The sequence below is a fragment of the Nocardia salmonicida NBRC 13393 genome (assembly GCF_001613085.1).
Lineage (GTDB): Bacteria > Actinomycetota > Actinomycetes > Mycobacteriales > Mycobacteriaceae > Nocardia > Nocardia salmonicida.
The window spans coordinates 119266-143225 of sequence record NZ_BDBR01000013.1; the positions used below are offsets into that span (position 1 = coordinate 119266).

The 23960-nt window shown below is 67.6% G+C and carries 21 protein-coding genes; 14 read left to right on the forward strand and 7 right to left on the reverse strand.

Features of this window, described 5'->3' with window-relative positions; translation table 11 throughout:
* Window positions 1-2: 2 nt before the first annotated feature.
* Window positions 3-1379 carry a diguanylate cyclase domain-containing protein gene (locus NS1_RS16280; protein ID WP_255284557.1) on the reverse strand — a complete coding sequence of 459 codons (1377 nt, stop codon included), beginning with the start codon at window positions 1377-1379 and terminating at the stop codon, window positions 3-5.
* Between the two features lie 48 nt (window positions 1380-1427).
* Here NS1_RS16280 and NS1_RS16285 point away from each other — a divergent pair, with 48 nt between their 5' ends.
* Window positions 1428-2621, forward strand: a complete 1194-nt coding sequence (locus NS1_RS16285; protein ID WP_255284558.1) for a beta-ketoacyl synthase N-terminal-like domain-containing protein — start codon at window positions 1428-1430, stop codon at window positions 2619-2621.
* A 1-nt stretch (window position 2622) separates the two neighbouring features.
* On the opposite strand, the gene NS1_RS16290 is transcribed toward NS1_RS16285, so the two are convergent.
* On the reverse strand, window positions 2623-4446 hold the full coding sequence (locus NS1_RS16290) for a sensor histidine kinase (protein WP_062985543.1): 1824 nt from the start codon (window positions 4444-4446) through the stop codon (window positions 2623-2625).
* 139 nt (window positions 4447-4585) lie between these two features.
* Between NS1_RS16290 and NS1_RS16295 the strand changes: the two genes are divergently transcribed.
* Window positions 4586-5368 carry a sigma 54 modulation/S30EA ribosomal C-terminal domain-containing protein gene (locus NS1_RS16295; RefSeq protein WP_062985545.1) on the forward strand — a complete coding sequence of 261 codons (783 nt, stop codon included), beginning with the start codon at window positions 4586-4588 and terminating at the stop codon, window positions 5366-5368.
* Window positions 5369-5372: 4 nt separating this feature from the next.
* Here NS1_RS16295 and NS1_RS16300 read toward each other — a convergent pair whose 3' ends face one another.
* Window positions 5373-6005, reverse strand: a complete 633-nt coding sequence (locus NS1_RS16300) for a response regulator transcription factor (RefSeq protein ID WP_056824462.1) — start codon at window positions 6003-6005, stop codon at window positions 5373-5375.
* A gap of 320 nt (window positions 6006-6325) precedes the next feature.
* On the opposite strand from NS1_RS16300, the gene uvrA reads away from it, so the two are divergent.
* Window positions 6326-9316 (forward strand): excinuclease ABC subunit UvrA, encoded by a 2991-nt coding sequence (gene uvrA / locus NS1_RS16305; RefSeq protein WP_062985547.1) that lies wholly within the window; start codon window positions 6326-6328, stop codon window positions 9314-9316.
* A gap of 463 nt (window positions 9317-9779) precedes the next feature.
* Here the strand turns inward: uvrA and NS1_RS16310 are convergent, their stop codons facing one another.
* On the reverse strand, window positions 9780-10121 hold the full coding sequence (locus tag NS1_RS16310; RefSeq protein ID WP_056824843.1) for a DUF1844 domain-containing protein: 342 nt from the start codon (window positions 10119-10121) through the stop codon (window positions 9780-9782).
* Between the two features lie 335 nt (window positions 10122-10456).
* Here NS1_RS16310 and infC point away from each other — a divergent pair, with 335 nt between their 5' ends.
* The 4 genes from infC (at window position 10457) to NS1_RS16330 (ending at window position 12750) form a co-directional block, all read left to right on the forward strand.
* Window positions 10457-11188, forward strand: a complete 732-nt coding sequence (gene infC / locus NS1_RS16315) for a translation initiation factor IF-3 (RefSeq protein ID WP_062985683.1) — start codon at window positions 10457-10459, stop codon at window positions 11186-11188.
* Window positions 11189-11217: 29 nt separating this feature from the next.
* A complete protein-coding gene (gene rpmI, locus NS1_RS16320) occupies window positions 11218-11415 on the forward strand; it encodes a 50S ribosomal protein L35 (RefSeq protein WP_056824456.1) in 198 nt (65 codons plus the stop codon).
* Between the two features lie 115 nt (window positions 11416-11530).
* Entirely contained in the window at window positions 11531-11917 is a 387-nt protein-coding gene (gene rplT / locus NS1_RS16325) for a 50S ribosomal protein L20 (RefSeq protein WP_019046423.1), read from the forward strand.
* A 35-nt stretch (window positions 11918-11952) separates the two neighbouring features.
* Window positions 11953-12750, forward strand: a complete 798-nt coding sequence (locus tag NS1_RS16330; RefSeq protein ID WP_062985684.1) for a TrmH family RNA methyltransferase — start codon at window positions 11953-11955, stop codon at window positions 12748-12750.
* A 3-nt stretch (window positions 12751-12753) separates the two neighbouring features.
* Here NS1_RS16330 and NS1_RS16335 read toward each other — a convergent pair whose 3' ends face one another.
* Entirely contained in the window at window positions 12754-13242 is a 489-nt protein-coding gene (locus NS1_RS16335; RefSeq protein WP_218019930.1) for a MarR family winged helix-turn-helix transcriptional regulator, read from the reverse strand.
* 94 nt (window positions 13243-13336) lie between these two features.
* Between NS1_RS16335 and NS1_RS16340 the strand changes: the two genes are divergently transcribed.
* Entirely contained in the window at window positions 13337-14203 is an 867-nt protein-coding gene (locus tag NS1_RS16340) for an NmrA/HSCARG family protein (RefSeq protein ID WP_062985685.1), read from the forward strand.
* A 13-nt stretch (window positions 14204-14216) separates the two neighbouring features.
* Here NS1_RS16340 and NS1_RS16345 read toward each other — a convergent pair whose 3' ends face one another.
* The gene (locus NS1_RS16345) at window positions 14217-14789 is read right to left on the reverse strand and encodes a TetR/AcrR family transcriptional regulator (protein WP_062985551.1); all 573 of its coding nucleotides are present in this window, start codon (window positions 14787-14789) and stop codon (window positions 14217-14219) included.
* A gap of 98 nt (window positions 14790-14887) precedes the next feature.
* Here NS1_RS16345 and NS1_RS16350 point away from each other — a divergent pair, with 98 nt between their 5' ends.
* A complete protein-coding gene (locus NS1_RS16350) occupies window positions 14888-16321 on the forward strand; it encodes a DHA2 family efflux MFS transporter permease subunit (RefSeq protein ID WP_062985553.1) in 1434 nt (477 codons plus the stop codon).
* On the opposite strand, the gene NS1_RS16355 is transcribed toward NS1_RS16350, so the two are convergent.
* Window positions 16300-16770, reverse strand: a complete 471-nt coding sequence (locus NS1_RS16355) for a hypothetical protein (protein ID WP_218019931.1) — start codon at window positions 16768-16770, stop codon at window positions 16300-16302. The genes NS1_RS16350 and NS1_RS16355 overlap by 22 nt on opposite strands.
* Before the next feature lie 770 nt (window positions 16771-17540).
* On the opposite strand from NS1_RS16355, the gene pheS reads away from it, so the two are divergent.
* The 5 genes from pheS (at window position 17541) to NS1_RS16380 (ending at window position 23931) form a co-directional block, all read left to right on the forward strand.
* Window positions 17541-18602, forward strand: a complete 1062-nt coding sequence (gene pheS / locus NS1_RS16360) for a phenylalanine--tRNA ligase subunit alpha (RefSeq protein WP_062985691.1) — start codon at window positions 17541-17543, stop codon at window positions 18600-18602.
* Between the two features lie 19 nt (window positions 18603-18621).
* Window positions 18622-21123: a phenylalanine--tRNA ligase subunit beta gene (pheT, locus tag NS1_RS16365; RefSeq protein WP_062985555.1), complete on the forward strand. Its 2502-nt coding sequence runs from the start codon at window positions 18622-18624 to the stop codon at window positions 21121-21123.
* A gap of 130 nt (window positions 21124-21253) precedes the next feature.
* Window positions 21254-22636 (forward strand): TerD family protein, encoded by a 1383-nt coding sequence (locus NS1_RS16370; protein ID WP_063816160.1) that lies wholly within the window; start codon window positions 21254-21256, stop codon window positions 22634-22636.
* Window positions 22633-23391: an alpha/beta hydrolase gene (locus tag NS1_RS16375; protein WP_255284560.1), complete on the forward strand. Its 759-nt coding sequence runs from the start codon at window positions 22633-22635 to the stop codon at window positions 23389-23391. The genes NS1_RS16370 and NS1_RS16375 overlap by 4 nt, the downstream gene beginning before the upstream one ends.
* 39 nt (window positions 23392-23430) lie before the next feature.
* Window positions 23431-23931, forward strand: a complete 501-nt coding sequence (locus tag NS1_RS16380; protein ID WP_062985559.1) for a PspA/IM30 family protein — start codon at window positions 23431-23433, stop codon at window positions 23929-23931.
* Window positions 23932-23960: the final 29 nt, after the last annotated feature.

Here is a 23960-nt window from a genome sequence, read left to right on the forward strand (position 1 = left end):
TGTCAGGAGGCGTGGGTGTTGTTCGAGCGTCGATTCTGACCGAGACCGAGCTCACGATGTGCCGATGGCTTGTCGCGGTACATCGCCAGGTCGGCGTCGTGCAGCACGGCCTCGGGCGTGCGGTTCTCGTGTGGGCCGAGCTCGGTGATGCCGACCGAGGCGCTCACCTCGAGGCGGTGACCGCTGGCGATGATCGGGTCCGACATCGTGACGCGCAGCCGCTCCACCAGTGCGGGCAGATCGGCGCGCTGCGGATGGCCTGCCAGCAGCACCAGGAATTCGTCGCCGCCGAGCCGTCCGACCAGGTCCTCGCTGCGCAGTGCCTGTTGCAGCCGTTGGGCGACGATCTGCAGCACCGTGTCACCGATGGCGTGGCCAAGGGTGTCGTTGATCGCCTTGAATCCGTCGAGATCGATGAACAGCACCGTGGTGACCATGCTGCCGCCCTCGTGTGCCAGCGCCGAGGCCAGCTGCGACAGGATCAGGGAACGATTGGCGAGCCCGGTCAGTGCGTCGTGGGTGGCCTGGAACTCGAGCTGGCGCCTGCTGGCCCGATACGCGGTGATGTCGGAGAACGAGGACACCCCGGAGGAATCCGGACTTTCCGGGTTGAGCAAGCGACAGTTGCACGACACCCATACCTGGTGTCCGTCGGCGCGCTCGACACCGAAGACGAACTGGGTGACCACCTCGCCGGTCGCGAGGGTATGCGCCATCGGATGCTTGCCCGGCGGCAACGGCTGCCCGGCGCTGTCGAGCATCTTCATCGGCAGATCACCGAAAAGCCGCCCGATGACCTCCTCGGAGTCGGCGATGCCGAATATGCGTTTGCCCGCGGGGTTGATCGACTCCAGGCGACCCCGACGATCGACGACGAGTACGCCTTCCTCGAGCTGGGACACCACGGTCGTGAAATACGCTTCCGCCCGCCGCGCCGACGCCTCGGCCGCCCGCTGCGCGGTGAGGTCGTGGACCACCACCTGGTAGGCCGGTTCGCCCTGCCACACGGTCAGGACCGACACCGTCTGGACCGGGACCGTCCGCCCGTCCACCCGGACGAGGTCCATATCGGCGGGCGGCGATGCCGAACCCTCGGCGGTGAGCTGGTCGATCCGGTCGAGCATGGCCGCCACGGAATCGCGGTGGACGAACACGGTGATCGACAAGCCGATCACGTCGTCGGCCGAGCAGGCGCCGAGCAGGCGCACCATGGCCGGATTGACATAGACGATCGTCTCGGACTCGTGCACGCAGATGGCATCGGGAGTGTGTTCGACCAGCGACCGGTAGCGCTGCGCGAGCTGCTCGGCGCTCGCCGCGTCGGTCCTTCCTTCTCCCACTGCGAAACCCCCGATCTCGGCCTGGTCTGCGAACGGCATAACCCGGACTAGTCTGGTGATCCTTCATGAAAATCCGCGAGGAGCGATATGGCACCGGATGTGCTCACGGGCGGCATGACCCACCGCACCGATTCTATGTCGCTCGCGGGCATCGGTGTCGTCTCGAGTTACGGGTGGGGTCGCGAACTACTGTGGCAGGGATTGATGGGGGGGAAACCGGCCGCCCGTTTGTACCCCGGTTACGGGCCCGGACGCGATCAGCATGCCTGGGTCGGGCGGATACCCGACGGTGGTGACGCGGCGCACGGAACCGGTCTGTTCGGGCGTGCCGTCTATGCCTCGGCCGCCGAGGCGATCGACGACGCGCAGGCTCGTGGCTGGCGCCGCGAAGGCCGCACGGTGGGCCTCATTCACGCGTTCACCCTGGGTGATGTCGCCGACTGGCGCGATTTCTACCGTCGTGACGACGGCCATCGGCGCTCGCGCGATTACCTGCGGCTGCTGCCGTCCACACCCATTTCGGTGGTGATGCAGGAGTTCGGCTTCCACGGGCCTGCGATGAACGTGTCGGCGGCGTGCAGTTCGGGCAGTGTCGCCCTGCTGACGGCGAAGATGTGGCGTGACGCGGGTCTGGTCGACGATGTGCTGTGTGTCACAACCGACCTCTCGGCCACCCCGGACATGCTCGAGCATTTCGTCGGCCTCGGCGCCGCGATCGCCGATGCCGAACCGTTCACCGCCTGCAGGCCCTTCCAGGAGGGTTCGCTCGGTTTCACCATGGCCGAGGCGTCGGTGGCGCTGCTGCTCACCGACGCGGTCGAGCTGCCCTACGCGCGGCTCCTCGGCGGCGCGATGACCAACGACGCCTTCCATGTCGTCTCGGTCGATCCCGGCCACGCCCAGATCATCGCCTGCGTCCAGCGCGCACTGGCCGACGCCGGGATCGAGGCCGCCGACGTGGCGTACTACAACGCGCACGGCACCGGTACCAGGCAATGCGACGCCGCCGAACGCGACGTGATGACCACCGTCTTCGACGACCGGCCCGCCATCGCCGCGCTCAAACCACTCACCGGGCACAGCCAGGGCGCGTGCGCGGCGATCGAGGTCGCCACGATCGCACTGTCCTATGAGCGTGGCATCGCCGCGTCGGCGCCGATCGTGGCGCCCGCGCACCCGCGACTGCTCAACGGCCCGACCCCGCTGATCGACGGCCCCACGGTGAAGCTGTCGATGGGAATGGGCGGCAACAACGCCGCCGTGATCCTGGCCCCCGCCTGACTCAGTCCTCGCCCGTCTCGGGTCCGGCCGCGAGGGCGAACCCGCCGGTCGTCGGCGCGTCCTGGGGCAGTGGCACCGCCCAGCGCAGCTGCGTGCCCGGCATCTCGGGGTGATTGCCGTCGGCGTCGGGGCGCTCGGCCGGACCGATCTCGAAATTCCCGGCCGCCTCCTGCGCGCGTTGTTCGAGATTGCGCAGCCCGCTGCGGATGACGTGGGCGGGGATGCCCCAGCCGTTGTCTGACACCGTGATCACCAGATCGTCGGCCACCTCGATCACGATGGCGACGGTGTCGGCGCCGGAATGGCGCACCGCGTTGCTCACCGCCTCGCGCACCACCGCCTCGGCGTGGTCGGCCAGCTGCGGATCGAGCACCGACAGCGGGCCCGACACCTGGATCGTCGCGCGCAGGGCGATGTCGGCGGTCTGGCGCCGGATCGCGACCTCGAGGCGCTGCTGCAGTCCCTCACTGTGGCCGGAACTGCCCGCGTGCAGATCGAAGATGGAGGTGCGGATCTCCTGGACCACTTCTTGCAGATCCATGATCACCGTCGAAAGCCGTTGCCGCACTTCGGGAACCACCGCTTTGGGCATGGTCGCCTGCACGGTGAGGCCGATCGCGAACAGTCGCTGGATCACATGATCGTGCAGGTCGCGCGCGATCCGGTCGCGGTCGGCGACGAGGTCGAGTTCGCGCATTCGCTGCTGCGCGTCGGCCAGCCGCACCGCCAGCGCGGCCTGATCGCAGAACGCCGCGGTCAGCTCGAGCATCTCGTCGGAGTACGGTGCGAAACCCGGCGGCCGGAACGTCACCAGGACGCCGAGGGTGGCATCGGGCGTGCACAGCGGCAGCACGAGAGCCGGTCCGGCGCCGGGTAGTTCGGCCACGGGGAACTCGACGCCGAGCGTCACCTTCGACACATCGTCGAAGCGCAGTGGCGTCCGCCTGCTGAACGCGTCGCCCACCACCGTCCCCGCGATCGGAATGGTCTGCCAGTCCTGGCCCGCGTCGGGGCCGGTCCACTGCGTGACCACCAATTCGCTGATTTCGCCCGGTAATTCGTCGGGCACCGGCACCGAGGCGAGGAACGCCTGATGCGATCCGGTCAGCCCGCGCGCGTGATCGACCACATGGCCGAGCACCCGGTCGGATTCGGTACCGGCCAGGAATTCCGTCGCGATATCGCGGGTGGCCTCGATCCACGCCTGCCTGGTGCGCGCCTGCTCGTAGAGCCGCGCGTTGTCGACCGCGATCCCCGCCGCGGCCGCCAGCGCCAGGACCAGGACTTCGTCTTCCTCGGTGAACGGCTGTCCATCGGACTTTTCGGTGAGATAGAGGCTGCCGAAGACTTCGTCCCGAATGCGTACGGGCACACCGAGAAACGTGTGCATCGGCGGATGTCCCGCCGGAAAACCGATCGAGGATTCGTGCTGGGTGAGATCGGCCAGCCGCAGCGGCGCCTTGTGTGCGAACACCGCGCCGAGTACGCCGTGGCCGGCGGGTAATCGCGCGATCCGGTCGCGGATCTGATCCGGCATGCCCTCATCGATGAACTGCGCGACCTGCTGATCATGGCCGCGCACCGCCAGCGCGCCGTAGCGGGCGTCGACGAGGTTCATCGCGGTCCGCACGATGGTGCGCAGGGTTTCGTCCAGGTCCAGACCAGCGGTGACCGTGAGCATGGCCTCGACGAGGCCGTCCATCCGATCGCGCGAACCGATCATCACTTCGACCCGATCGGCGACCTCGCCGAGCAGGCTGCGCAACATCTGCCGCGACACCGTCTGGTCAGCCGAATAGCGGCCGCCCCGACCGTCGTTCGCCATCGCAGTACCCCGTATTCGCAGCTCCTCGAGTGAGTCCATTCGAAGTCTAGTCCGCAATGAGGGGACTTTCGGCCCTTCACTCGCACCGGCGGTAGTGGTGGCATTGGGCACCGGGAATTGGGATCGAGAAGTGGGGCACATGATGAATTCGTTGTCGAGCACCCAGCACTGGACGACCGCCGCGGACCCGGAGCTCGCCGTGACCACCCGCGGCGAAGTGCCGGCCCAGGATGTCACCCGTGCTGTTCGCGCCATCACCCGCGTGATGCGCAGGCACCACCTCGACAGTCCGGCCAGGGTGCGCGTCACCGCGCCGCAGGGCTACGACGAGCCGACTCTGGTGCAGGCCAACATCCGTACCAACGACACCTTCACCCGCGTCCAGGTCACCGGGCCCGGCGGTTTCGCGGTCACCTTCGCCGCCGAACGGCTCGACCGCCAGCTCGCCCGGCGCGCGGGCAAGGAAGCGCGCGGCGCGTGGCCCGATCCGGCCCGTCGCCCGCTGGCCCAGATCACCGAGACGCGGCCGATCATCCGCCGCAAGGATTGTGCCCTGATGACCGGCACCCCGCTGGAAGCCAGCACCGTCCTGGACGCGATGGATTACGACGCCTACCTGTTCACCGACGCCGACACCGGCGAGGACGCCATCGTCACCTGGGCGGACCCACACGGCGTCGCGCTGGCGAGGCAGCGGCACACCGCCGCGGCGGACTCGTCGGCCGAGCTGCCGCTGACCGCGAGCGCGATGCCGGTGCGGGTGGTTCAGGACGCGGCTCCCATCTTCGCCGAGGACGAAGCCTCCGACGCGTTGTGCGCCGCCGGGCTGCCCTACCTGTTCTTCACCGACAGCCACTCCGGCCGCGGGAACCTGCTCTACCGCCGCTACGACGGGGACCTGACCATCGTCGTCCCGTCCTGAGCCGTCACGGCTCGCGCAGTTTCGTCGCCAGGACGGCGGCCTGGGTGCGGCGCTCCACACCCAGTTTCGCCAGCAGCCGCGACACGTAGTTCTTGACCGTTTTCTCCGCGAGGAACATGCGCGCGGCGATCTGCCGGTTGGTCAGGCCCTCGCCGAGCAGTTCGAGTAGCCGGCGTTCCTGGTCGGTGAGCCCGGCCAGTGGCCCGGAGGGTTCGGCGCTGCGGCGCAGCCGGGCGCGCAACGCGTCGGCCGCTCGGGTATCGAGCAGCGAGTGGCCAGCGCCCACCTGTTTGATCGCGTCGGCCAGTTTCATCCCATCGATGTTCTTCACCACATAGCCGCTGGCGCCGGCCAGGATGGCGTCGAGCATGGCGTGCTCGTCGGAGAACGAGGTCAGGATCAGGCAGTGCAGGTCGTCGAACTCCGCGAGCAGGTTGCGGCACAGTTCGATGCCGTTGCCGTCGGGTAACCGCACGTCGAGGACCGCGACGTCGGGGCGGGCCTCGCGGATGCGCACCATCGCCTCGGCGACGCCGCCTGCCTGACCGATCACAGTGAGTTCTGGATCACCCTCAAGCAGGTCGATCAACCCTCGCCGTACGATCTCGTGGTCGTCGACCAGAAATACCTCGAGCACGCCGGCTCCTTCATCATGTCGAACGATCCCCACCTGTCGTCAAACATAATCCGCATCGCCGAAATCGTGGGCGTAGAGCCGAAACTCGACGACAACGACCCGACCCCGAGGAGGGTTCGCCGCGCAACGGCCGTCCCGTCGATCAGGTGTCGTCGCGAGGCGACGAGGGAGCAAGCGACAGTGCCTGATCGACGGGACCGACGGGGCCGCGAACGCGAGCGCACCAGCGCTCCAGCCAAACCTGTCGGACCCCCGGCCTAGCATTGTCGACGGGGGATTATGTCCGATCGGCGGATGACGATGGAGAAGGGATTCACCAGGTGGCGGAACGCCTCACTGTGCGCGGAGCTCGGGAACACAACCTGAAAGGTGTAGACCTGGATTTGCCGCGCGACAGCCTGATCGTGTTCACAGGTCTGTCCGGTTCCGGGAAGTCGAGCCTGGCGTTCGACACGATCTTCGCCGAGGGGCAGCGCCGCTACGTCGAATCGCTGTCGGCCTACGCGCGACAGTTCCTCGGTCAGATGGACAAGCCGGATGTCGACTTCATCGAGGGCCTCTCGCCCGCGGTGTCGATCGACCAGAAGTCGACCAACCGCAACCCGCGGTCCACGGTCGGCACCATCACCGAGGTCTACGACTACCTGCGCCTGCTCTACGCCCGCGCGGGCACGCCGCACTGCCCGGTGTGTCACGAGCTGATCGCCAAGCAGAGCCCGCAGCAGATCGTCGACCAGGTGCTCGCCATGGACGACGGCCTCAAGTTCCAGGTGCTCGCGCCGGTGGTGCGCACCCGCAAAGGTGAGTTCGTCGACCTGTTCGACCAGCTCAAGACTCAGGGTTATTCGCGCGTGCGGGTCGACGGTGTGGTGTATCCGCTCACCGATCCGCCGAAGCTGAAGAAGCAGGAGAAGCACGACGTCGAGGTGGTCATCGACCGCCTCTCGGTGAAGGCCGCCTCCAAACAGCGCCTCACCGACTCGATCGAGACCGCGCTGCGGCTGGCCGACGGCATCGTCGTGCTCGACTTCGTCGACCGCGACGAGCACGCGCACGACCGCGAGCGCCGCTTCTCCGAGCGCCTGGCCTGCCCCAACGGCCACCCCCTCGACATCGAAGACCTCGAGCCGCGCTCGTTCTCCTTCAACTCGCCCTACGGCGCCTGCCCCGACTGCACCGGCCTCGGCATCCGCAAGGAAGTCGACCCGGAACTCGTGGTGCCCGATCCGGACCTGAGCCTGGCCGACGGCGCGATCGCCCCGTGGTCGCGCGGGCAGACCGCCGAGTACTTCAACCGATTGCTCTCCGGCCTGGCCGAAGCGGTCGGCTTCTCCATGGACACCCCGTGGCGCGATCTGCCCGCGAAGGCACGCAAGGCCGTGCTGGAAGGCAGTTCCGACCAGGTACACGTGGCCTACACCAACCGCTACGGCCGCAAGCGCTCCTACTACGCCGATTTCGAAGGCGTGATGCCGTTCCTGCAGCGGCGCATGGAGAACACCGAGTCCGAGCAGATGAAAGAGCACTACGACGGCTACATGCGCGATGTGGCGTGCCCGGTCTGCAACGGTTCACGACTGCGCCCGGAGATCCTGGCCGTCACCCTGGCCGCCGACGGCACCGACAAGTCGATCGCCGAGGTCAGCGAGCTGTCCATCGGCGACTGCGCGCACTTCCTGAACTCGCTCACGCTGGGGGAGCGCGAGACCGCGATCGCCGGTCAGGTGCTCAAGGAGATCCAGGCCAGGCTCGGCTTCCTGCTCGATGTCGGCCTGGAATATCTGACGCTCTCACGCGCCGCCGCGACCCTGTCCGGTGGTGAGGCCCAGCGCATCCGGCTGGCCACCCAGATCGGTTCGGGCCTGGTCGGTGTCCTCTATGTTCTCGACGAGCCCTCGATCGGCTTGCACCAGCGCGACAATCGCAGGCTCATCGAGACGCTGCTGCGCTTGAAGAAGCTGGGCAACACCCTGATCGTCGTCGAGCACGACGAGGACACCATCCGCGCGTCGGACTGGGTGGTCGACATCGGTCCGCTCGCCGGCGAACACGGTGGCCGGGTGGTGCACAGCGGCACCTACGCCGAACTACTCGACGTGCCCGAATCCCTCACCGGCGCTTACCTTTCGGGCCGCGAGCAGATCGAGCTGCCGCTGGTGCGCCGCGCGATCGACAAGAAGCGCAGGCTCACCGTCGTCGGCGCCACGGAGCACAATCTGCAGAATGTCGACGTGGCGTTCCCGCTGGGTGTGCTCACCGCGGTTACCGGTGTCTCGGGCTCGGGCAAGTCGACCCTGGTCAACGACATCCTGGCCACCGTCCTGGCCAACAAACTCAACGGCGCCCGCCAGGTGCCGGGCAGGCACACCAGAATCAACGGTCTCGACAACCTCGACAAGCTGGTGCAGGTCGACCAGTCGCCGATCGGTCGTACCCCCCGCTCGAATCCGGCCACCTACACCGGCGTCTTCGACAAGATCCGCACCCTGTTCGCCTCCACCACCGAGGCGAAGGTGCGCGGCTATCAACCCGGCCGGTTCTCGTTCAACGTCAAGGGCGGCCGCTGCGAGGCCTGCTCGGGCGACGGCACGCTCAAGATCGAGATGAACTTCCTCCCGGACGTCTACGTCCCCTGTGAGGTCTGCCACGGCGCCCGCTACAACCGGGAAACCCTCGAGGTGCACTACAAGGGCAAGACCATCGCCGAGGTCCTCGACATGCCGATCGACGAGGCCGCCGACTTCTTCGAGGCGATCACCTCGATCCACCGCTACCTCAAGACCCTCGTCGAGGTCGGCCTGGGTTATGTGCGCCTCGGCCAGAGCGCGCCGACCCTGTCCGGCGGTGAGGCCCAGCGCGTGAAACTGGCCGCCGAACTGCAGAAGCGGTCCATGGGGCGCACTGTCTACATCCTCGACGAGCCGACCACGGGGCTGCACTTCGAGGACATCCGCAAGCTGCTCAAGGTGATCAACGGGCTGGTCGACAAGGGCAACACGGTGATCGTCATCGAGCACAACCTCGATGTCATCAAGACCGCCGACTGGGTCGTCGATATGGGCCCCGAGGGTGGTTCCGGCGGCGGCACCGTGGTCGCCACCGGCACCCCCGAAGACATCGCCGCGGCGTCGGACAGCTACACCGGCCAGTTCCTCAAGGAGGTACTGGCCGCGCCCGCACCGAAGAAGCCCGCGGCGAAGAAGACAGCGCCGAAGAAGGCTGCCGAGAAAGCCGCCCCCGCGGCCAAGAAGGCACCGGCGGAGACGGCCGCGGCCAAGCGGTTGGCCCGAAAGGCGGCCGCGCTGCGCTGAACCGGGCTACCTTCCTTCGAGACATCCCGGAAGGGACTTTCCGAAAGCACCACGAAGTGAAACAGTCGTAGGTAACATTCGCCTCACCGTCCCCGGAATGCCGGGTCGTAGCGGTTTGTCGACGGCTCGATCGTCGTGTAGTTCGAAAGGAACGTCCTCATGGATGAAGCCACCACGGCGCTCATCGCCCAGATTCTCGGTTTCCTCGCCGGCGGGTCATCGTTGGCTTACGAGCCCACCAAGCCGACCGTCTGACCTGGATCGAAAGGAACGCCTGTAATGGATACCGGAAGCGCAGCCCTGCTCGCCGCACTCGCCAATATGATCTCCTCCGGATCGGCGGTGTCGGTCACCCCCGGTGGCCCCACTCCGACCCCCGTGGTCTGAGTCGCGACGTTCGTTCGCAGCACAGAAAAGATCCGCCGACGCTCTGCGTCGGCGGATCTTTTCGTTGGCAGAACTTTCAGTGCACCGGGCCGGTGTACTTCTCGCCGGGGCCCATTCCCGGCGCGTCCGGCACCGATGACGCCTCGCGGAAGGCGCGCTGCAGCGCCTGCAGGCCCTCGCGGATCGGACCCGCGTGCGGGCCGAGGTACTCCACCGACGCGGTGACCAGCCCGGCCAGCGCGGTGATCACCCGGCGTGCCTCGTCGAGGTCGACGCCCGCACCCGAATCCGGGGTCTCCTCGGCCAGGCCCAGCTTCTCCGCGGCCGAGCTCATCAGCATCACGGCGGCCCGGCTGATCACCTCGACGGCGGGGATGTCGGCCAGGTCGCGCACGGGAGGATCGAGCTCGTCAGTCATGCTGATCAGGCTATAGCGAGCCGGATTCCGGATGCTCGCGCCAGGTGCGATTCGGTCATAGCCCAACGCCATGCTAGGCTGTTCGCTGACGACCGCCCCTGGATGTGTCATGCATCCGTGGGGCAGATAAGTGGAGCCCGACTCCCACCGTTACCGGCGAGCAATCGTTCGGATAAACGGTCCCGGTCACCCGCTCATTGTGGTGGGTTTCCCGTGTGCCTGGCACGCGGGGGTCGACAACCGAGCCTGTGAGGGCTTCGGCTGTGGGCGATCGGTCGACATCGGGCCCCGTGGCGGAGAAATACCGCACCGGGGCTTTCGTGTTGAAACAGGGGTTGCAGTTATTGCGTGCGGTCGTTAAGACGACACCGCTTGACCTAGGAGGCCCCATCAGCACTGAGACCCGCATCAACGATCGCATCCGTGTTCCCGAGGTTCGTCTCATCGGACCCGGCGGCGAACAGGTTGGGATCGTGCGTGTTGAAGATGCACTACGCGTCGCGCTCGAAGCCGACCTCGACCTCGTCGAGGTAGCACCCGATGCCCGTCCGCCGGTCTGCAAGATCATGGACTACGGCAAGTTCAAGTACGAGACCGCGCAGAAGGCGCGCGAGTCCCGTAAGAACCAGGTCCAGACCGTGATCAAGGAGCAGAAGCTCCGTCCGAAGATCGACGACCACGACTACGAGACCAAGAAGCGCAACGTCGTTCGCTTCCTCGAAGCCGGGTCCAAGGTCAAGGTCACGATCATGTTCCGCGGTCGTGAGCAGTCGCGTCCCGAACTCGGCTTCCGGTTGCTCCAGCGTCTGGGCTCCGACGTGGCCGATCTCGGGTTCGTCGAGACCTCGGCCAAGCAGGACGGCCGCAACATGACCATGGTCCTCGCTCCTCACAAGGGCGCGAAGACCCGGGTGAAGGCCCAGCAGGACTCCTCGGCGCCGGCGGCGACACGTCAGCCGCTGCCGACCGATCCCGCCAGCGCCGAACCGGCCGCGCTGGTCGAGACGGCCGCACCGGTCGAGCAGGCCGCGCCTGCCGAGCAGGCTGCGCCGGCCGACCCGCAGTAAACGATTTCAACGACTAGATAGAGGAATCCATGCCGAAGAACAAGACCCACAGCGGCGCCAAGAAGCGATTCAAGGTGACCGGCCGGGGCAAGCTGCTTCGCGAGCAGGCGAACCGTCGCCACCTCCTGGAGCACAAGTCCTCTCGCCGGACTCGTCGTCTGGAAGGCACGGAGTCCGTCGCTTCCGTCGACGTCCCCCGCGTGAAGCGGCTGCTCGGTCTCGCCTGACCTTCGGGTCAGCTCGACCGTCGCAACCCGACGATTCCGCGGCCGGGACAACCGGACGCCGACAACTACCGAATTCGGGCGCCGCCGCGCCCCCAGATGATCAAGGACTACCAAAGTGGCACGCGTCAAAAGGGCCGTCAACGCTCAGAAGAAGCGCCGTTCCATCCTCGAGGCCTCCAAGGGCTACCGGGGCCAGCGTTCGCGCCTGTACCGCAAGGCCAAGGAACAGCAGCTCCACTCGCTGACCTACGCCTACCGTGACCGCAAGGCGCGCAAGGGTGACTTCCGCAAGCTGTGGATTGCTCGTATCAACGCCGCCGCGCGTCTGAACGACATCACCTACAACCGCTTCATCCAGGGCCTCAAGGCCGCTGGTGTCGAGGTGGACCGCAAGATCCTCGCCGAGCTCGCGGTCTCCGACGCCGAGGCCTTCGCCGGCCTGGTGGCTGTCGCCAAGGCCGCACTGCCGGCCGACGTCAACGCCCCGGCCACCGCTGCCTGAGCTTGACCACACATAGCGATCTGTCGGAACGACCCGTGGACGCGCTCTCCGAGCGCAACCCGCGGGTCGTTTCCGCTGTCAAGCTCCAGCGCGCGGCCCAGCGCCGCAAGTCCGGCCTGTTCCTCGCCGAGGGCGCCAACGCCGTGTCCGCCGCCTTGGAGACCGGTCGCGTCCGGGAGATCTTCTATTCGCTCGCGGCCGCCGGTCGTGAGAACGCGCTGATCGCCGGTGCCGCCGCCGACGGCGTCCGCACCACCCTGGTCAGCGATCGCGCCGCCGAACATCTCGGCGAAACCGTCACCGCGCCCGGCCTTGTCGCGGTGTGCGAACTCGTCGACGTGCCGCTCGGCGAGATCCTCGACCGTGGCCCGCGCATGCTCGCCGTCCCCGTTGAGATCGCCGAACCCGGCAACGCCGGCACCCTGATCCGGGTCGCCGATGCCGTCGGCGCCGACGGTGTGGTGCTGGCGGGCGAGACCGTCGACCCGCACAACGGCAAATGCGTGCGCGCCAGCGCGGGCAGCCTGTTCCACGTCCCCGTGGCCCGCAGCCGCGATATCACCGCGACGCTCGACGCGATCTCCGCCGCCGGCGTGACGATCCTCGCGACCGCCGCCACCGGCGAGGTCGACCTCGACGCCGCCGACGACATCCTCAGCGGACCGGTCGCCTGGCTCTTCGGCAACGAGGCCCACGGCCTCGACCCCGCCGTCGCCGCCCGCGCCGATCACCGCATCCGCATTCCCATCCACGGCCGCGCCGAAAGCCTGAATCTGGCCGCGGCAGCGGCTATCTGCCTCTACGCGAGTGCCCGCGTCCAGCACGCGAAGTAGTACTCACGACGGTGCGCTCCGGCCCCGGAGCCGTTCGATCTGGGTGTGGCTGAGCTGTTCGGCCTTGCGCATGTGCTCGGTGATCACCGCGAGCTCGTCCTCGGTGTGGGTATCGAGTAGCGCTTGCCAGCCTTCGCCGAGGTCGTCCCATACGGCGGTGACGCGGGCGACGCGCTCGGGCACGGGGGAGACCAGGACTCGTCGGCGGTCCTCGGCGTCGGGTTCGCGCAGCACATAGCCGTTGCGTTCGAGTCGATCGACCAAACGGGTGGCGGAGCCGGTGGTGAGCCCGGTCATGTCGGCGATCTGTTTGACGGTCAGTGGCCGCGGCTGCGCGGTGAGCAGGCTCAGGCATTGCAGATCGGTGGGGTGCAGGCCCAGATGGTCGGCGACAGCCTGGTTGAACAGGACGTACGAGGCCATGTACTGCCGCGAGACGCGCGACAACTCCGCATAGCGGGCACGTCGACTCTGCTCTGTAATCCGGATCACCCTCTTAATTAGCTGCGCGGCGCAGTTAAATCGGTTAGATTGCTGCATGGCACAGTTAATGCGCCACACAGCAAATCATACCGGAGGAAACATCGTGCTCACCATCGCCGTTACCGGCGCCACCGGCGCGCAAGGCGGAGCCACCGCTCGCGCCCTGCTCGCCTTGGGTCATCGCGTCCGCGCGCTCACCCGATTTCCAGAAGGCCCTACCGCCGCCGCGCTCGTCGCTCTCGGTGCCGAGGTTCACTACGCGGATTTCGACCACCGCGATTCTCTCGACGTCGCTCTGACGGGCGTCGATTCCCTGTTCGCCGTGACCACGCCGTTCGATACCGACACCATGGTCGAAACTCGCCACGGCATCACCCTGGTCGACGCCGCCGTCGCCGCGCGCGTCGGCCACATCGTCTTCACCTCCGCCGCGCACGCCGATCGTGCCACCGGAATCCCGCACTACGACAGCAAATTCGCGATCGAAGAGCACCTGCGGGCGAGCGGCGTTCCGTGGACCGTCATCGCGCCCGCCGCCTTTATGGACAACTACGCCACCGGCTGGACCCTGGACGGCCTCCGTGACGGCACCTTCGCCTGGCCGATGCCCGCCGACCAGCCGCTCACCCTCATCTGCGCCGAGGACATCGGCGCTTTCGCCGCACTCGCGCTCGATCGTCGCGCGGAATTCACGGACCGCCGCATCGACCTCGCCGCCGACGAACTCACCCCGGACCGACTCGCTGCCGCGCTGGCCGTTGCCATCGATCGCCCGATCGCGCACCACGAAGTCCCGATCTTCGTCGTTCGCCGCCACTCCGAAGATCTGGCCGCCATGTTCGAATACTTCGCCACCGTCGGACTCGATGTCGACGTCACCGGCCTGCGCCGGGATTACCCCGATGTCGCCTGGCACTCGTTTGCCGACTGGGCGGGCGCGCAGAACTGGCCTGCCCTCCTCGCGCATTGACCGGTCGCGGGCTTCAGCACTCGGGGGTGGTGACGCTGCGCAAGTCGGTGAGGATTTCGGTGGCCCAGGGGAGTGGGATCGCATTGCTGCCCGCGACCTGCATGGCGGTCATGATGGTCAGCAGCATGCCGGTGGCGACGAAGCGGCGCGATTCCGCCGTGTCGGCGCCGGTGAGTTCGCCGATCAGGCGGTATATGCGCCCGAACCGCTCGCGCATGTGGTCGCCGATCGCCGGGTCCGCACTGGCGGCGACGCCGTGGAGCAGGATCAGGGGGAGTTCGCGTTCGGCCAGGAACACGTCGAAGCCGTGGCCGAGGGTGCGCAGTGCCTCCGGGGTGTCGGCGCCGGGGGCGATCTCGGCGTCGCGGAAGACCTGTTCGATGCGGGTGCAGACCTCGAGCAGGCAGGCGAGGAACAGTTGCTGTTTGGTGCCGAACAGTCGGATCACGTAGGGCTGCGAAACCCCCGCGAGCCGGGCGATCTCGTCGGTCTTCGTTGCGGCATAACCGGATTCGGCAAAGGCTTGGATCGCGGCTTCGAGTACTTGCGCGCTGCGTTCGGATGCGGTCATCCGGGTTCGCGTCATGACGTCACTGCCTCCTCGATCGTTTGCCTCTTGACATGTTATCAGCCGATGCATAACCATAGGAGTAGTTATCAGTCAATAACAACTAAGGGTGCGGCATGACGCAAACACTCGAATCCGGCGACGCGCGAGCGGCCGAAGCGCCTGCGAGTTCCGGGGCGAAGACCAAACCGCTCGGCGCGGTCATCGCCGCTGTCGGCATTCCGATGTTCATGGTCACGTTGGACAACCTCGTCGTGACGAACGCCCTGCCGGTGATCAAAGCGGAACTCGGAGCCTCGCTTTCGGACCTGCAGTGGTTCATCAACGCGTATACGTTGTCCTTCGCCGCGCTGCTGTTGTCGGCTTCGGCCCTCGGTGACCGGATCGGCCGCCGCCGGGTGTTCCTGGCCGGTATCGGCATCTTCGTCGTCGCTTCCGGCGTGTGCGCGCTGGCGACCGAACCATGGATGTTGATCGCGGCTCGTGCGGTGCAGGGCGTCGGTGGTGCGGCCGTGATGCCGTTGTCGCTCACCTTGCTCGCCGCCGCGGTGCCCGCGACGATGCGCAGCGCCGCGATCGGCATCTGGGGCGGCATCGCCGGTCTGGGTGTCGCGGTCGGGCCCGTTGTCGGTGGTGCGGTGGTCGACGGCCTGAACTGGCAGTGGATCTTCTGGCTCAATGTCCCGATCGGTCTGCTGGCGCTGCCGTTCGCCGCGCGCATGCTCGCTGAATCACGGGGCGCCGCACGGAAACTCGACTACCTGGGCGTGCTGCTCTCGGCCGGTGGCGTGCTCGCGCTCGTGTGGGGTGTCATCCACGGTGCCGACGACGGCTGGACCGCACCGCAGGTGCTCACCGCCCTGATCGGCGGTGTCGCGCTGCTCGTTGCGTTCGTCGCCTGGGAAACCTACGTCACCGACCCGATGCTCCCGCTGCGCATGTTCAGATCCCGCGGTTTGAGCCTGAGCTTCATCGTGTCGTTCGGCTTCTCGTCCGGTGTCTTCGGCTCGATCTTCTTGCTCGCTCAGTTCTTCCAGGTGGTGCAGGGCTACTCGCCGCTGGAATCGGGCATCCGCACGATGCCGTGGACGATGGTTCCGATGGTCGTCGCGCCACTGGCCGGCCTGATCGTCGACCGTGTCGGCGCCCGCACGCTCATCGCGATCGGCCAGCTCTGTTTGGCGGTGTCGCTCGCCTGGATGGCGATGATCACCACCGCCGACGTCCCCTACCTGGCCTTCGTCGCCCCCTTCGTCCTCGGCGGCATCGGCATGGGTCTCACCTTCGCCCCCTCGTCCACCATCGTCATGGCCAGCGCTTCCCCCGCTGACCAGGGCATGGCATCGGGCATCAGCAGCACCGTCCGCGAAGTGGGCGTGGCCATGGGCATCGCCGTCCTGGCCTCGGTGTTCGCCTCCTACGGCTCCTACACCGACCCCCAGTCCTACGTCGATGGGCTGGTTCCCGCCGTGTGGGTCGGCGCCGCTCTAGTCGCCTTCGCCGCGGTGGTAGCGGTTTTCCTTCCGCGTCACAGCAAGCCCGCGGAATAGCCACCGACCGCAGTCGGCTGCCCCGGCCGACTGCGGTTCGGCTGAACGACCACCTGCTGGGCATCGTCATAGATGACGGTTCCCGGCGCGTCGGACTCCCGTCGCTCCCACTCGATCCCGTGGGCGTCGAGAATCGCGAGATAGCCACCGACGCGCTCGATCATCGACACCGCGCTCGACTTGAACCACGAGGAAGCCCCCGGATGCAGTTCGCGGTCGTACACGCGCGGATCCACATCGCTCGGATTCGTCAGATTCTCACTGAACCAATCATTGCCCGAGCGCCGGAACCGGACCTCCTCGGCGCTCAACTGCCCCTCCATCCACAACCCGTTGACCAGCCCGAACACGCCTGGATAGCCGCCGTGCCGATTGGGCTGGGCACCTTGGAACCGAACATAGGCCGAACCGGCAGGCGATCCGCCCCGACGGTCGCCGATCCCCGTCACCCGACACCATCCGGGTGCTGCCCCTGTTCCGGGGCGGCCTCGCGCCGTTCGGGACGACGCGCACACAAACTCTCCACACGCGGAGACGAATGTCGCCCCGCGGGCCGTATCCCGAAGCCACACAACGCAAGACCGCTCCCAGGAGCGGTACGCCGGGCACGCCGCCCCCGCGGCGGCGTTGGATCGCAGGTCTGTTCAGCCATCGAGTCGTCCTGTTCTCGAGTCGAACACGCTGGTGTGTTTGATCATTTGGACGCGCCCCGAACCCATTCGGTTCCCTCCGATTCCGATCGCTTTCCGATTGCTCTGAGAAACAGTCGATTTCGCGCCGGTTGCCACAGGCCGCACGGAACTCCCGCCCTTGGGACAGGTGAGCAACACGATGTGGTCGCGGGATTTCGGCTACTCCGCCGACTCGGCCGAGAACTGCTCGTCGTCGACCTGCTGGGAGCCGGTGCGGAACCATCGGGGTCCGTAAGCTCGACGGCTATCGACCGAGTCGCCCATTCGACGGCGGGCAGAGTGCGCGTCCACAGATGGGCGTGTCAGTTCGGCGGCGTGGCGGCCAGGACCCCCGAGCGCGAGTCAGTCGATCATCGTCCTGACCTGGACTGGTCGGTCCGGCCTCGGACCCGTGGACCAGCGACGATCGGCTCGCGAGTAATCCGGATGAATCGCGGGAACCCCATCCCATAGGATTTACGCAGCACCGATGCGGGATGGCAATGACGCGCCCGCGAACCGATCCCCAGGGGAGAGTCGAGAAGATCGTGGCCGACGACAACAGTGGAGTCGAGCAAAACGCCTCTTTGACCGAGGAGGCACTCGCGGCAGCGGCGGCGGAGGCCGAGAAGGCGTTTGCCGCGGCGGCTGATCTGGACGCGCTGGCGGTCGCCAAGACCGACTTCATCGGCGGCAAGTCGCCGATCGCGCTCGCGCAGCGTGGGCTGGGCAGTGTGTCCAAGGAGGAGAAGGCCGAGGCCGGTAAGCGGGTCAACCTCGCGCGCAAGCGGGTGTCGGAGGCGTTCGAGGCGCGCCGTGCCGCGCTCTTGGCAGAGCGCGATCAGGCGGTGCTCATCTCCGAGAAGATCGACGTCACGCTGCCCGCCCGTCGTCAGCCCGTCGGCGCCCGGCACCCGATCACCGTCATCTCCGAGCAGATCGCCGACTTCTTCGTCGGGATGGGCTGGGAGGTCGCCGAGGGTCCCGAGGTGGAGACCGAGCACTTCAACTTCGACGCGCTGAACTTCCTGCCCGATCACCCGGCGCGCACCATGCAGGACACCTTCCACATCGCCCCGGAGGGTTCGCGCCAGGTGCTGCGCACGCACACCTCCCCGGTGCAGGTGCGGTCCATGCTCGAGCGCGAGGTGCCGATCTATGTCGCGTGCCCCGGTCGCACCTTCCGCACCGACGAGCTCGACGCTACCCACACCCCGGTGTTCTCCCAGGTGGAGGGTCTGGCGATCGACAAGGGCCTGACCATGGCGCACCTGCGCGGTGTCCTCGACGCGTTCGCGCAGGCCATGTTCGGCCCCGAGACCCGTACGCGCATGCGCCCCAACTACTTCCCCTTCACCGAGCCGTCGGCCGAGGTCGACGTGTGGTTCCCGAACAAGAAGGGCGGCGCGGGCTGGATCGAGTGGGGCGGCTGCGGCATGGTCAACCCGAAGGTCCTGATCGCCAGCGGCATCGATCCCGAGGTGTATTCCGGGTTCGCGTTCGGTATGGGCATGGAACGCACCCTGCAGTTCCAGACCACGATCGCCGACATGCGCGACATCGTCGAGGGTGACGTGCGGTTCACCCTGCCCTTCGGTATCCGGTCTTAGAGAGAGAGCGAAACGTCAAGTGCGAGTAGCACAGTCCTGGCTGACCGAGATCCTGCAGCGCACCACCCCCGAGTGGTCGGTGTCGGCGGAAGAGCTCGACGCGGGCTTCGTCCGGGTGGGTCTGGAAGTCGAAGAGGTCGACAAGCTCGAGCCCATCGGCGGTGACATCGACAAGCCGCTGGTCGTCGGTCGCGTCGCCGAGATCACCGAGCTCACCGAGTTCAAGAAGCCGATCCGCTTCTGCAAGGTCGATGTCGGCAACCCCGAGTTGCAGGAAATCGTCTGTGGCGCACGCAATTTCGCGGCCGGCGACCTCGTCGTGGTCGTGCTGCCCGGCGGTGAGCTGCCCGGCGGGTTCAAGATCTCCTCGCGCAAGACCTACGGTCACACCTCCAACGGCATGATCTGCTCGGTCGCCGAACTCGGCATCGGCAAGGATCACGACGGCATCCTGGTGCTCGAGCCGGGTTCCGCGCAGCCGGGCGACGACGCGAACGTGCTGCTCGGCACCGATGACACCATCATCGAACTCAACATCACTCCCGATCGCGGCTACTGCTTCTCGGTGCGCGGCCTGGCCCGCGAACTGGCCTGCGGCTTCGACCTCGAATACGCCGACCCGGCCGTGCGCACGCTGCCCGAGGCCGAAGAGCTCGCCTGGGCGGTGCGCCTGGACGACGATTCGGACTGCACCCGCTTCGGCGCGCGCCGCGTCACCGGGATCGACCCGAACGCGGTGAGCCCGCTGTGGTTGCAGCGCAGGCTGATGCTGTCGGGTATGCGTCCGATCTCCCCGGCCGTCGACGTCACCAACTATGTGATGCTCGAGCTCGGTCAGCCGCTGCATGCCTTCGATGCGGCGAAGCTGCACGGCGGCTTGGTCGTTCGCTCGGCGCACAAGGGCGAGACCCTGCGCACTCTCGACGACACCGAGCGCACCCTCGACGCCGAGGATGTGGTGATCGCCGATGATTCCGGCGTCATCTCCCTCGCCGGTGTCATGGGCGGTGCGAGCACCGAGGTCGGGCCGGAGACCACCGATGTGGTCCTGGAAGCCGCCGTCTGGAACCCGCTGCGGGTGTACCGGACCTCGCGCCGCCACAAGCTCTCCTCGGAGGCGGGCAAGCGGTACGAACGGGTCGTCGATCCCGAGATCAATATCGCCGCGCTCGACCGCGCCGTGACCCTGCTCGCCGACATCACCGGCGGCACCATCGAATCCGCGCTCACCGACATCCGGGTGCCCCTGGAGCCGGTCGCGCCGATCGCGATGGACATCGACCTGCCCGACCGCGTCGCCGGCGTCACCTACCCGGCGGGCACCTCCGTGCGCAGGCTGGCCCAGATCGGCGCCGGCGTCGAGATCGAGGTCAACGACGCGGGCAAGACCCAGCTGCTGGTGACCCCGCCGAGCTGGCGCCCCGACCTCACCCAGCCCGCCGACCTGGTCGAAGAGGTCCTGCGGCTGGAAGGGCTCGAGCAGATCCCATCCATCCTGCCGACCGCACCCGGCGGCCGCGGTCTGACCGCGCAGCAGCAGCGTCGCCGCGCGGTGAGCCGGGCACTGGCGTTCGCCGGCGCCGTCGAGGTGCCGCCGCCCGCCTTCCTGCCCGGTGGGGTGTTCGAGGTGTGGGGTCTGGACGCCGACGACCCGCGTCGCAACACCACTCGCGTGCTGAACCCCCTCGACAGCGACCGCCCCGAACTGGCGACCACGTTGCTGCCGGGACTACTGGAAGTGGCCATCCGCAATATCTCCCGCGGTGCGCGCGACCTGACCATCTACGGCATCGCCCAGGTGGTGCTGCCCGGCGCGCAGACCCACTCGGTCGAGGCGCTGCCGGTGGATCGTCGTCCCACCGACGAGCAGATCGCCGAGCTCAAAGCCTCGCTGCCGGCCCAGCCGGTGCACGTGGCCGCGGTGCTCAGCGGCAAGCACGACCCGCGTGGGCCGTGGGGGCCGGGCCGTGCGGCCGAGGCCGCCGACGCCTTCGCGCTGGTCGACGACATCGCCGACGCGGCCGCAATCGTCATCGAACGCCGATCCGCCAACTACCTGCCGTGGCATCCCGGCCGCTGCGCCGAACTGCTCGTCGACGGTGTCGTCGTCGGTCACGCGGGCGAACTGCATCCGGCCGTCCTGGAGCGCGCCGGTCTGCCGCCGCGCACCTGCGCGCTGGAAGTCGATCTCGACGCCCTGCCGCTGACCGAGTCCCTGCCCGCCCCGACGATCTCGGCGTTCCCCGCCGTCCTGCAGGATGTGTCGATCAGCGTCGAGAAGACCGTCCCCGCCGCGCAGGTGGAAACCGCGCTCCGCACCGGCGGTGGCGATCTGCTCGAAAGCATCGCCCTGTTCGACGTCTACGAAGGCGCCCAGGCAGGCGAGGGCCGCAAATCCCTCACCTACGCCCTGCGCTTCCGTGCCCCCGACCGCACCCTCACCGAAGACGAGGCGAGCGCCGCTCGCGATGCCGCCGTCGCCTCGGCCGCCACCGCGGTCGGCGCCGAACTGCGCGGCTGATCCGTACTCGACACCCGAAGGCCGTCCGGTTCCACCGGGCGGCCTTCGTCGTGTGTGATTGTCCCTCGCGCCGGAATGCGGGGGAGTAGGGGCGACGGGTCGGGCGCGGGATAGGTTGGGCGGTGTGTCGATGATGAAAGGCGCCAATGTTGCGGTGCCTGCCTCCGCGGTCCGCGTCGAATTGGGTTGGCAGTCGGGGCAGGGCGTGCCCGATGCCGATGCCTCCGCGCTGTTGCTCGCCGGGGCGAAGGTGCGCTCCGATGACGACTTCGTGTTCTACAACCAGGCCGTGCATCCTTCGGGGGCCGTTCGGTACGAAGGAAAACAGCAGGGGCAGACCGTTGTCGACGCCCTGTCGGTGAACCTCGCGCAGGTCGAGCCGCAGATCGAGACGATCGTGCTCGCCGCCTCCGCCGACGGGGGAACGTTCGGGCAGTTCCGTGGGCTCTACATCCGGGTGATCGATACCGCGAACGGTGCGGAGGTCGCGCGCTTCGACAGCAGCGGGGCGACCACCGAAACCGCCTTCGTGCTCGGTGAGCTGTACCGACGCCAGGGTGCGTGGAAATTCCGCGCCGTCGGTCAGGGGTATGACAGCGGCTTGGCCGGGCTCGCTACCGATTTCGGCATCTCCGTCGACGATGCCCCCGCCGCGCCGCCCGCACCCCCGCAGCCGCAGGGACAGCCATACGCCTCGGGCCAGCCGAACCAGCAACAGTCCTACGCACCGCCGACGCAGCCGTTCATCCCAGCGCCCCAGCCGAACCGGCCGAGCACCCCACCTCCGACGCCGCCGACTCCCACGTTCCCGCCGAATCAGTCCCAGCCGTACCCGCCGCCGCAGCAGCACCCCCAATTCGCCCCGCCCCCACCACCTCCGGTCAATCTGGCCAAGGTCTCGCTCACCAAAGAAGCCCCGTCTGTCTCCCTGACCAAACACGGCGCCACCGGCGGCGTCCTGCGCGTGAACCTCAACTGGACCTCGATGGCCGCCACCGGCCGTCTCTTCGGCAAACTCCGCGGCAAGAACATCGACCTGGACCTGTGCTGCTTCTTCGAACTGGTCAACGGCGCCATCGGTTCCGTGCGAGCCCTCGACCGCCGCTTCGGCGCCCTGTACGAACCGCCGTTCATCCACCTCGACCAGGACGACCGCACCGGCGCCAGCATCACCGGCGAGAACCTGTCGGTGAACCTCGACTACACCCAGTTCATCCGGCGCATCCTCGTGTTCGCCTCGATCTACGACGGTGCCAGCGATTTCCGCAATGTGCACGCCACCGTCACTTTGAACACGGTGAATTCCGCGCCCATCGAGATGACGCTCGACGGCTGCACCGACAACTCCCGCGATGCGGTGCTGTTCGTACTGGAGAACGTCAACGGCGAGTTCGTGGTACGTCGCGAAGGCGCCTTCGTCCGACCGCCCGCCGGTCAACCGGGTGGTGGCGTCGTGGAGATCGCCCGCCTCTACCACTGGGACTTCGGTTTCCAGGCGGGTCGCGGCAAGTGATCCGCCACCCCGCGACACGCGTCCTCAACGCACTGGTCTACCACCCCGAGAAACACCTCGCCCAGACCCCGGCGGCACTGGGGCTGGACTACCGCGATCTGACCATGCGCACCGCCGATGGCATCGAGGTGCACGGCTGGTTCGTGCGCGCCGCGCGCCCGCGCGGCCACATCCTCTACGCGCACGGCAACGCGGGCACCATCGGCGACCGCGTCTCGATCATCGCGCTGCTGGTCGGAGCCGGTTTCGACGTCCTGGCGTTCGACTACCGCGGCTTCGGTCGCAGCACGGGCACCCCGAGCGAACAGGGCACCTACCTCGACGCCAGAGCCGCCCGCCAAGCCTTGCTCGACCAACCGGAAGTCGATCCCGATCGGGTCTACTATCTGGGCAAATCCCTCGGTGGCGGGGTACTGCTCGAACTGGCGGGCGAATATCCGCCCGCGGGCATGATCCTCATGTCGACGTTCAGCGGCATGCGCGCCGCCGCGCGCTCGGTCTACCCGTTCCTGCCCGCTCCGCTGATCCCGAACGCGTATCCGAGCCTGCGGCGCATCGCGAACCTGCGCGTCCCGGTGCTGATGATGCACGGCGACCGCGACGAACTCCTGCCACTGCGCCACGCCGAACGCCTGTACGCGGCGGCACAGGACCCGAAACAGCTGATCGTGGTCCCTGGCGCGGGCCACAACGATGTGATCGACACGCTCGGCGCCGAGTGGGCCGAGATCATCGCCGACTGGGCGGCGCGATAACGCTGGTCGGCGGTCGCTGATGCTGCGTAGCCTGGCGGTATGAGCGAAACGAGCGAACTCCTCGGCCGGATGGCCGCGCTACCCGACCACGAGCTGGTTTCGGTGCTGCGCGCCGCGGTCGCCGGACGTCCCGGGCTCGTCGCGGTCGCCGCCGCACTGGCCCAGGCCGACATCGGTCATGCCGATACCGGATCACCTGTGACTCTGGACACCGACGTCGTCGACGCGGATGTGGTGCCCGTCGCATCCGGGCAGGTAGGAGGCGCGATCCCGGTACCGCCGGTACCGTCCGGACTGCCGGTGACCGGCGCACCTGCCGCCACCGGCGGATATTCCACTTCCGGAGTGCCGACATTCGACTCGGTTCGGGATAAGGTCGAGCAGCGTTTCGGCACCGCGCAGGGAATGGACGAGCTCGACCGGCAGACTCCCGCGGGTCGCAGCGTCGACGAACAGTGGGAGGCGCGGGAAAAAGCCGCGCGTGAGCGGCTGGATCAGATCCGGAAATCGGTGCAGGGCAACGATTCCGGCGACAAGTAGCCACGCGTCCTCCCCTCGAGCAACGACCG

What these genes read in the sequence shown, in the direction of transcription:
- NS1_RS16280 (WP_255284557.1), bottom strand. Translation starts at nt 1,379, where the DNA reads ATGCCGTTCGCAGACCAGGCCGAGATCGGGGGTTTCGCAGTGGGAGAA.
- NS1_RS16285 (WP_255284558.1), top strand. Translation starts at nt 1,428, where the DNA reads ATGGCACCGGATGTGCTCACGGGCGGCATGACCCACCGCACCGATTCT.
- NS1_RS16290 (WP_062985543.1), bottom strand. Translation starts at nt 4,446, where the DNA reads ATGGCGAACGACGGTCGGGGCGGCCGCTATTCGGCTGACCAGACGGTG.
- NS1_RS16295 (WP_062985545.1), top strand. Translation starts at nt 4,586, where the DNA reads ATGATGAATTCGTTGTCGAGCACCCAGCACTGGACGACCGCCGCGGAC.
- NS1_RS16310 (WP_056824843.1), bottom strand. Translation starts at nt 10,121, where the DNA reads ATGACTGACGAGCTCGATCCTCCCGTGCGCGACCTGGCCGACATCCCC.
- rpmI (WP_056824456.1), top strand. Translation starts at nt 11,218, where the DNA reads ATGCCGAAGAACAAGACCCACAGCGGCGCCAAGAAGCGATTCAAGGTG.
- NS1_RS16345 (WP_062985551.1), bottom strand. Translation starts at nt 14,789, where the DNA reads ATGACGCGAACCCGGATGACCGCATCCGAACGCAGCGCGCAAGTACTC.
- NS1_RS16350 (WP_062985553.1), top strand. Translation starts at nt 14,888, where the DNA reads ATGACGCAAACACTCGAATCCGGCGACGCGCGAGCGGCCGAAGCGCCT.
- NS1_RS16370 (WP_063816160.1), top strand. Translation starts at nt 21,254, where the DNA reads ATGATGAAAGGCGCCAATGTTGCGGTGCCTGCCTCCGCGGTCCGCGTC.
- NS1_RS16380 (WP_062985559.1), top strand. Translation starts at nt 23,431, where the DNA reads ATGAGCGAAACGAGCGAACTCCTCGGCCGGATGGCCGCGCTACCCGAC.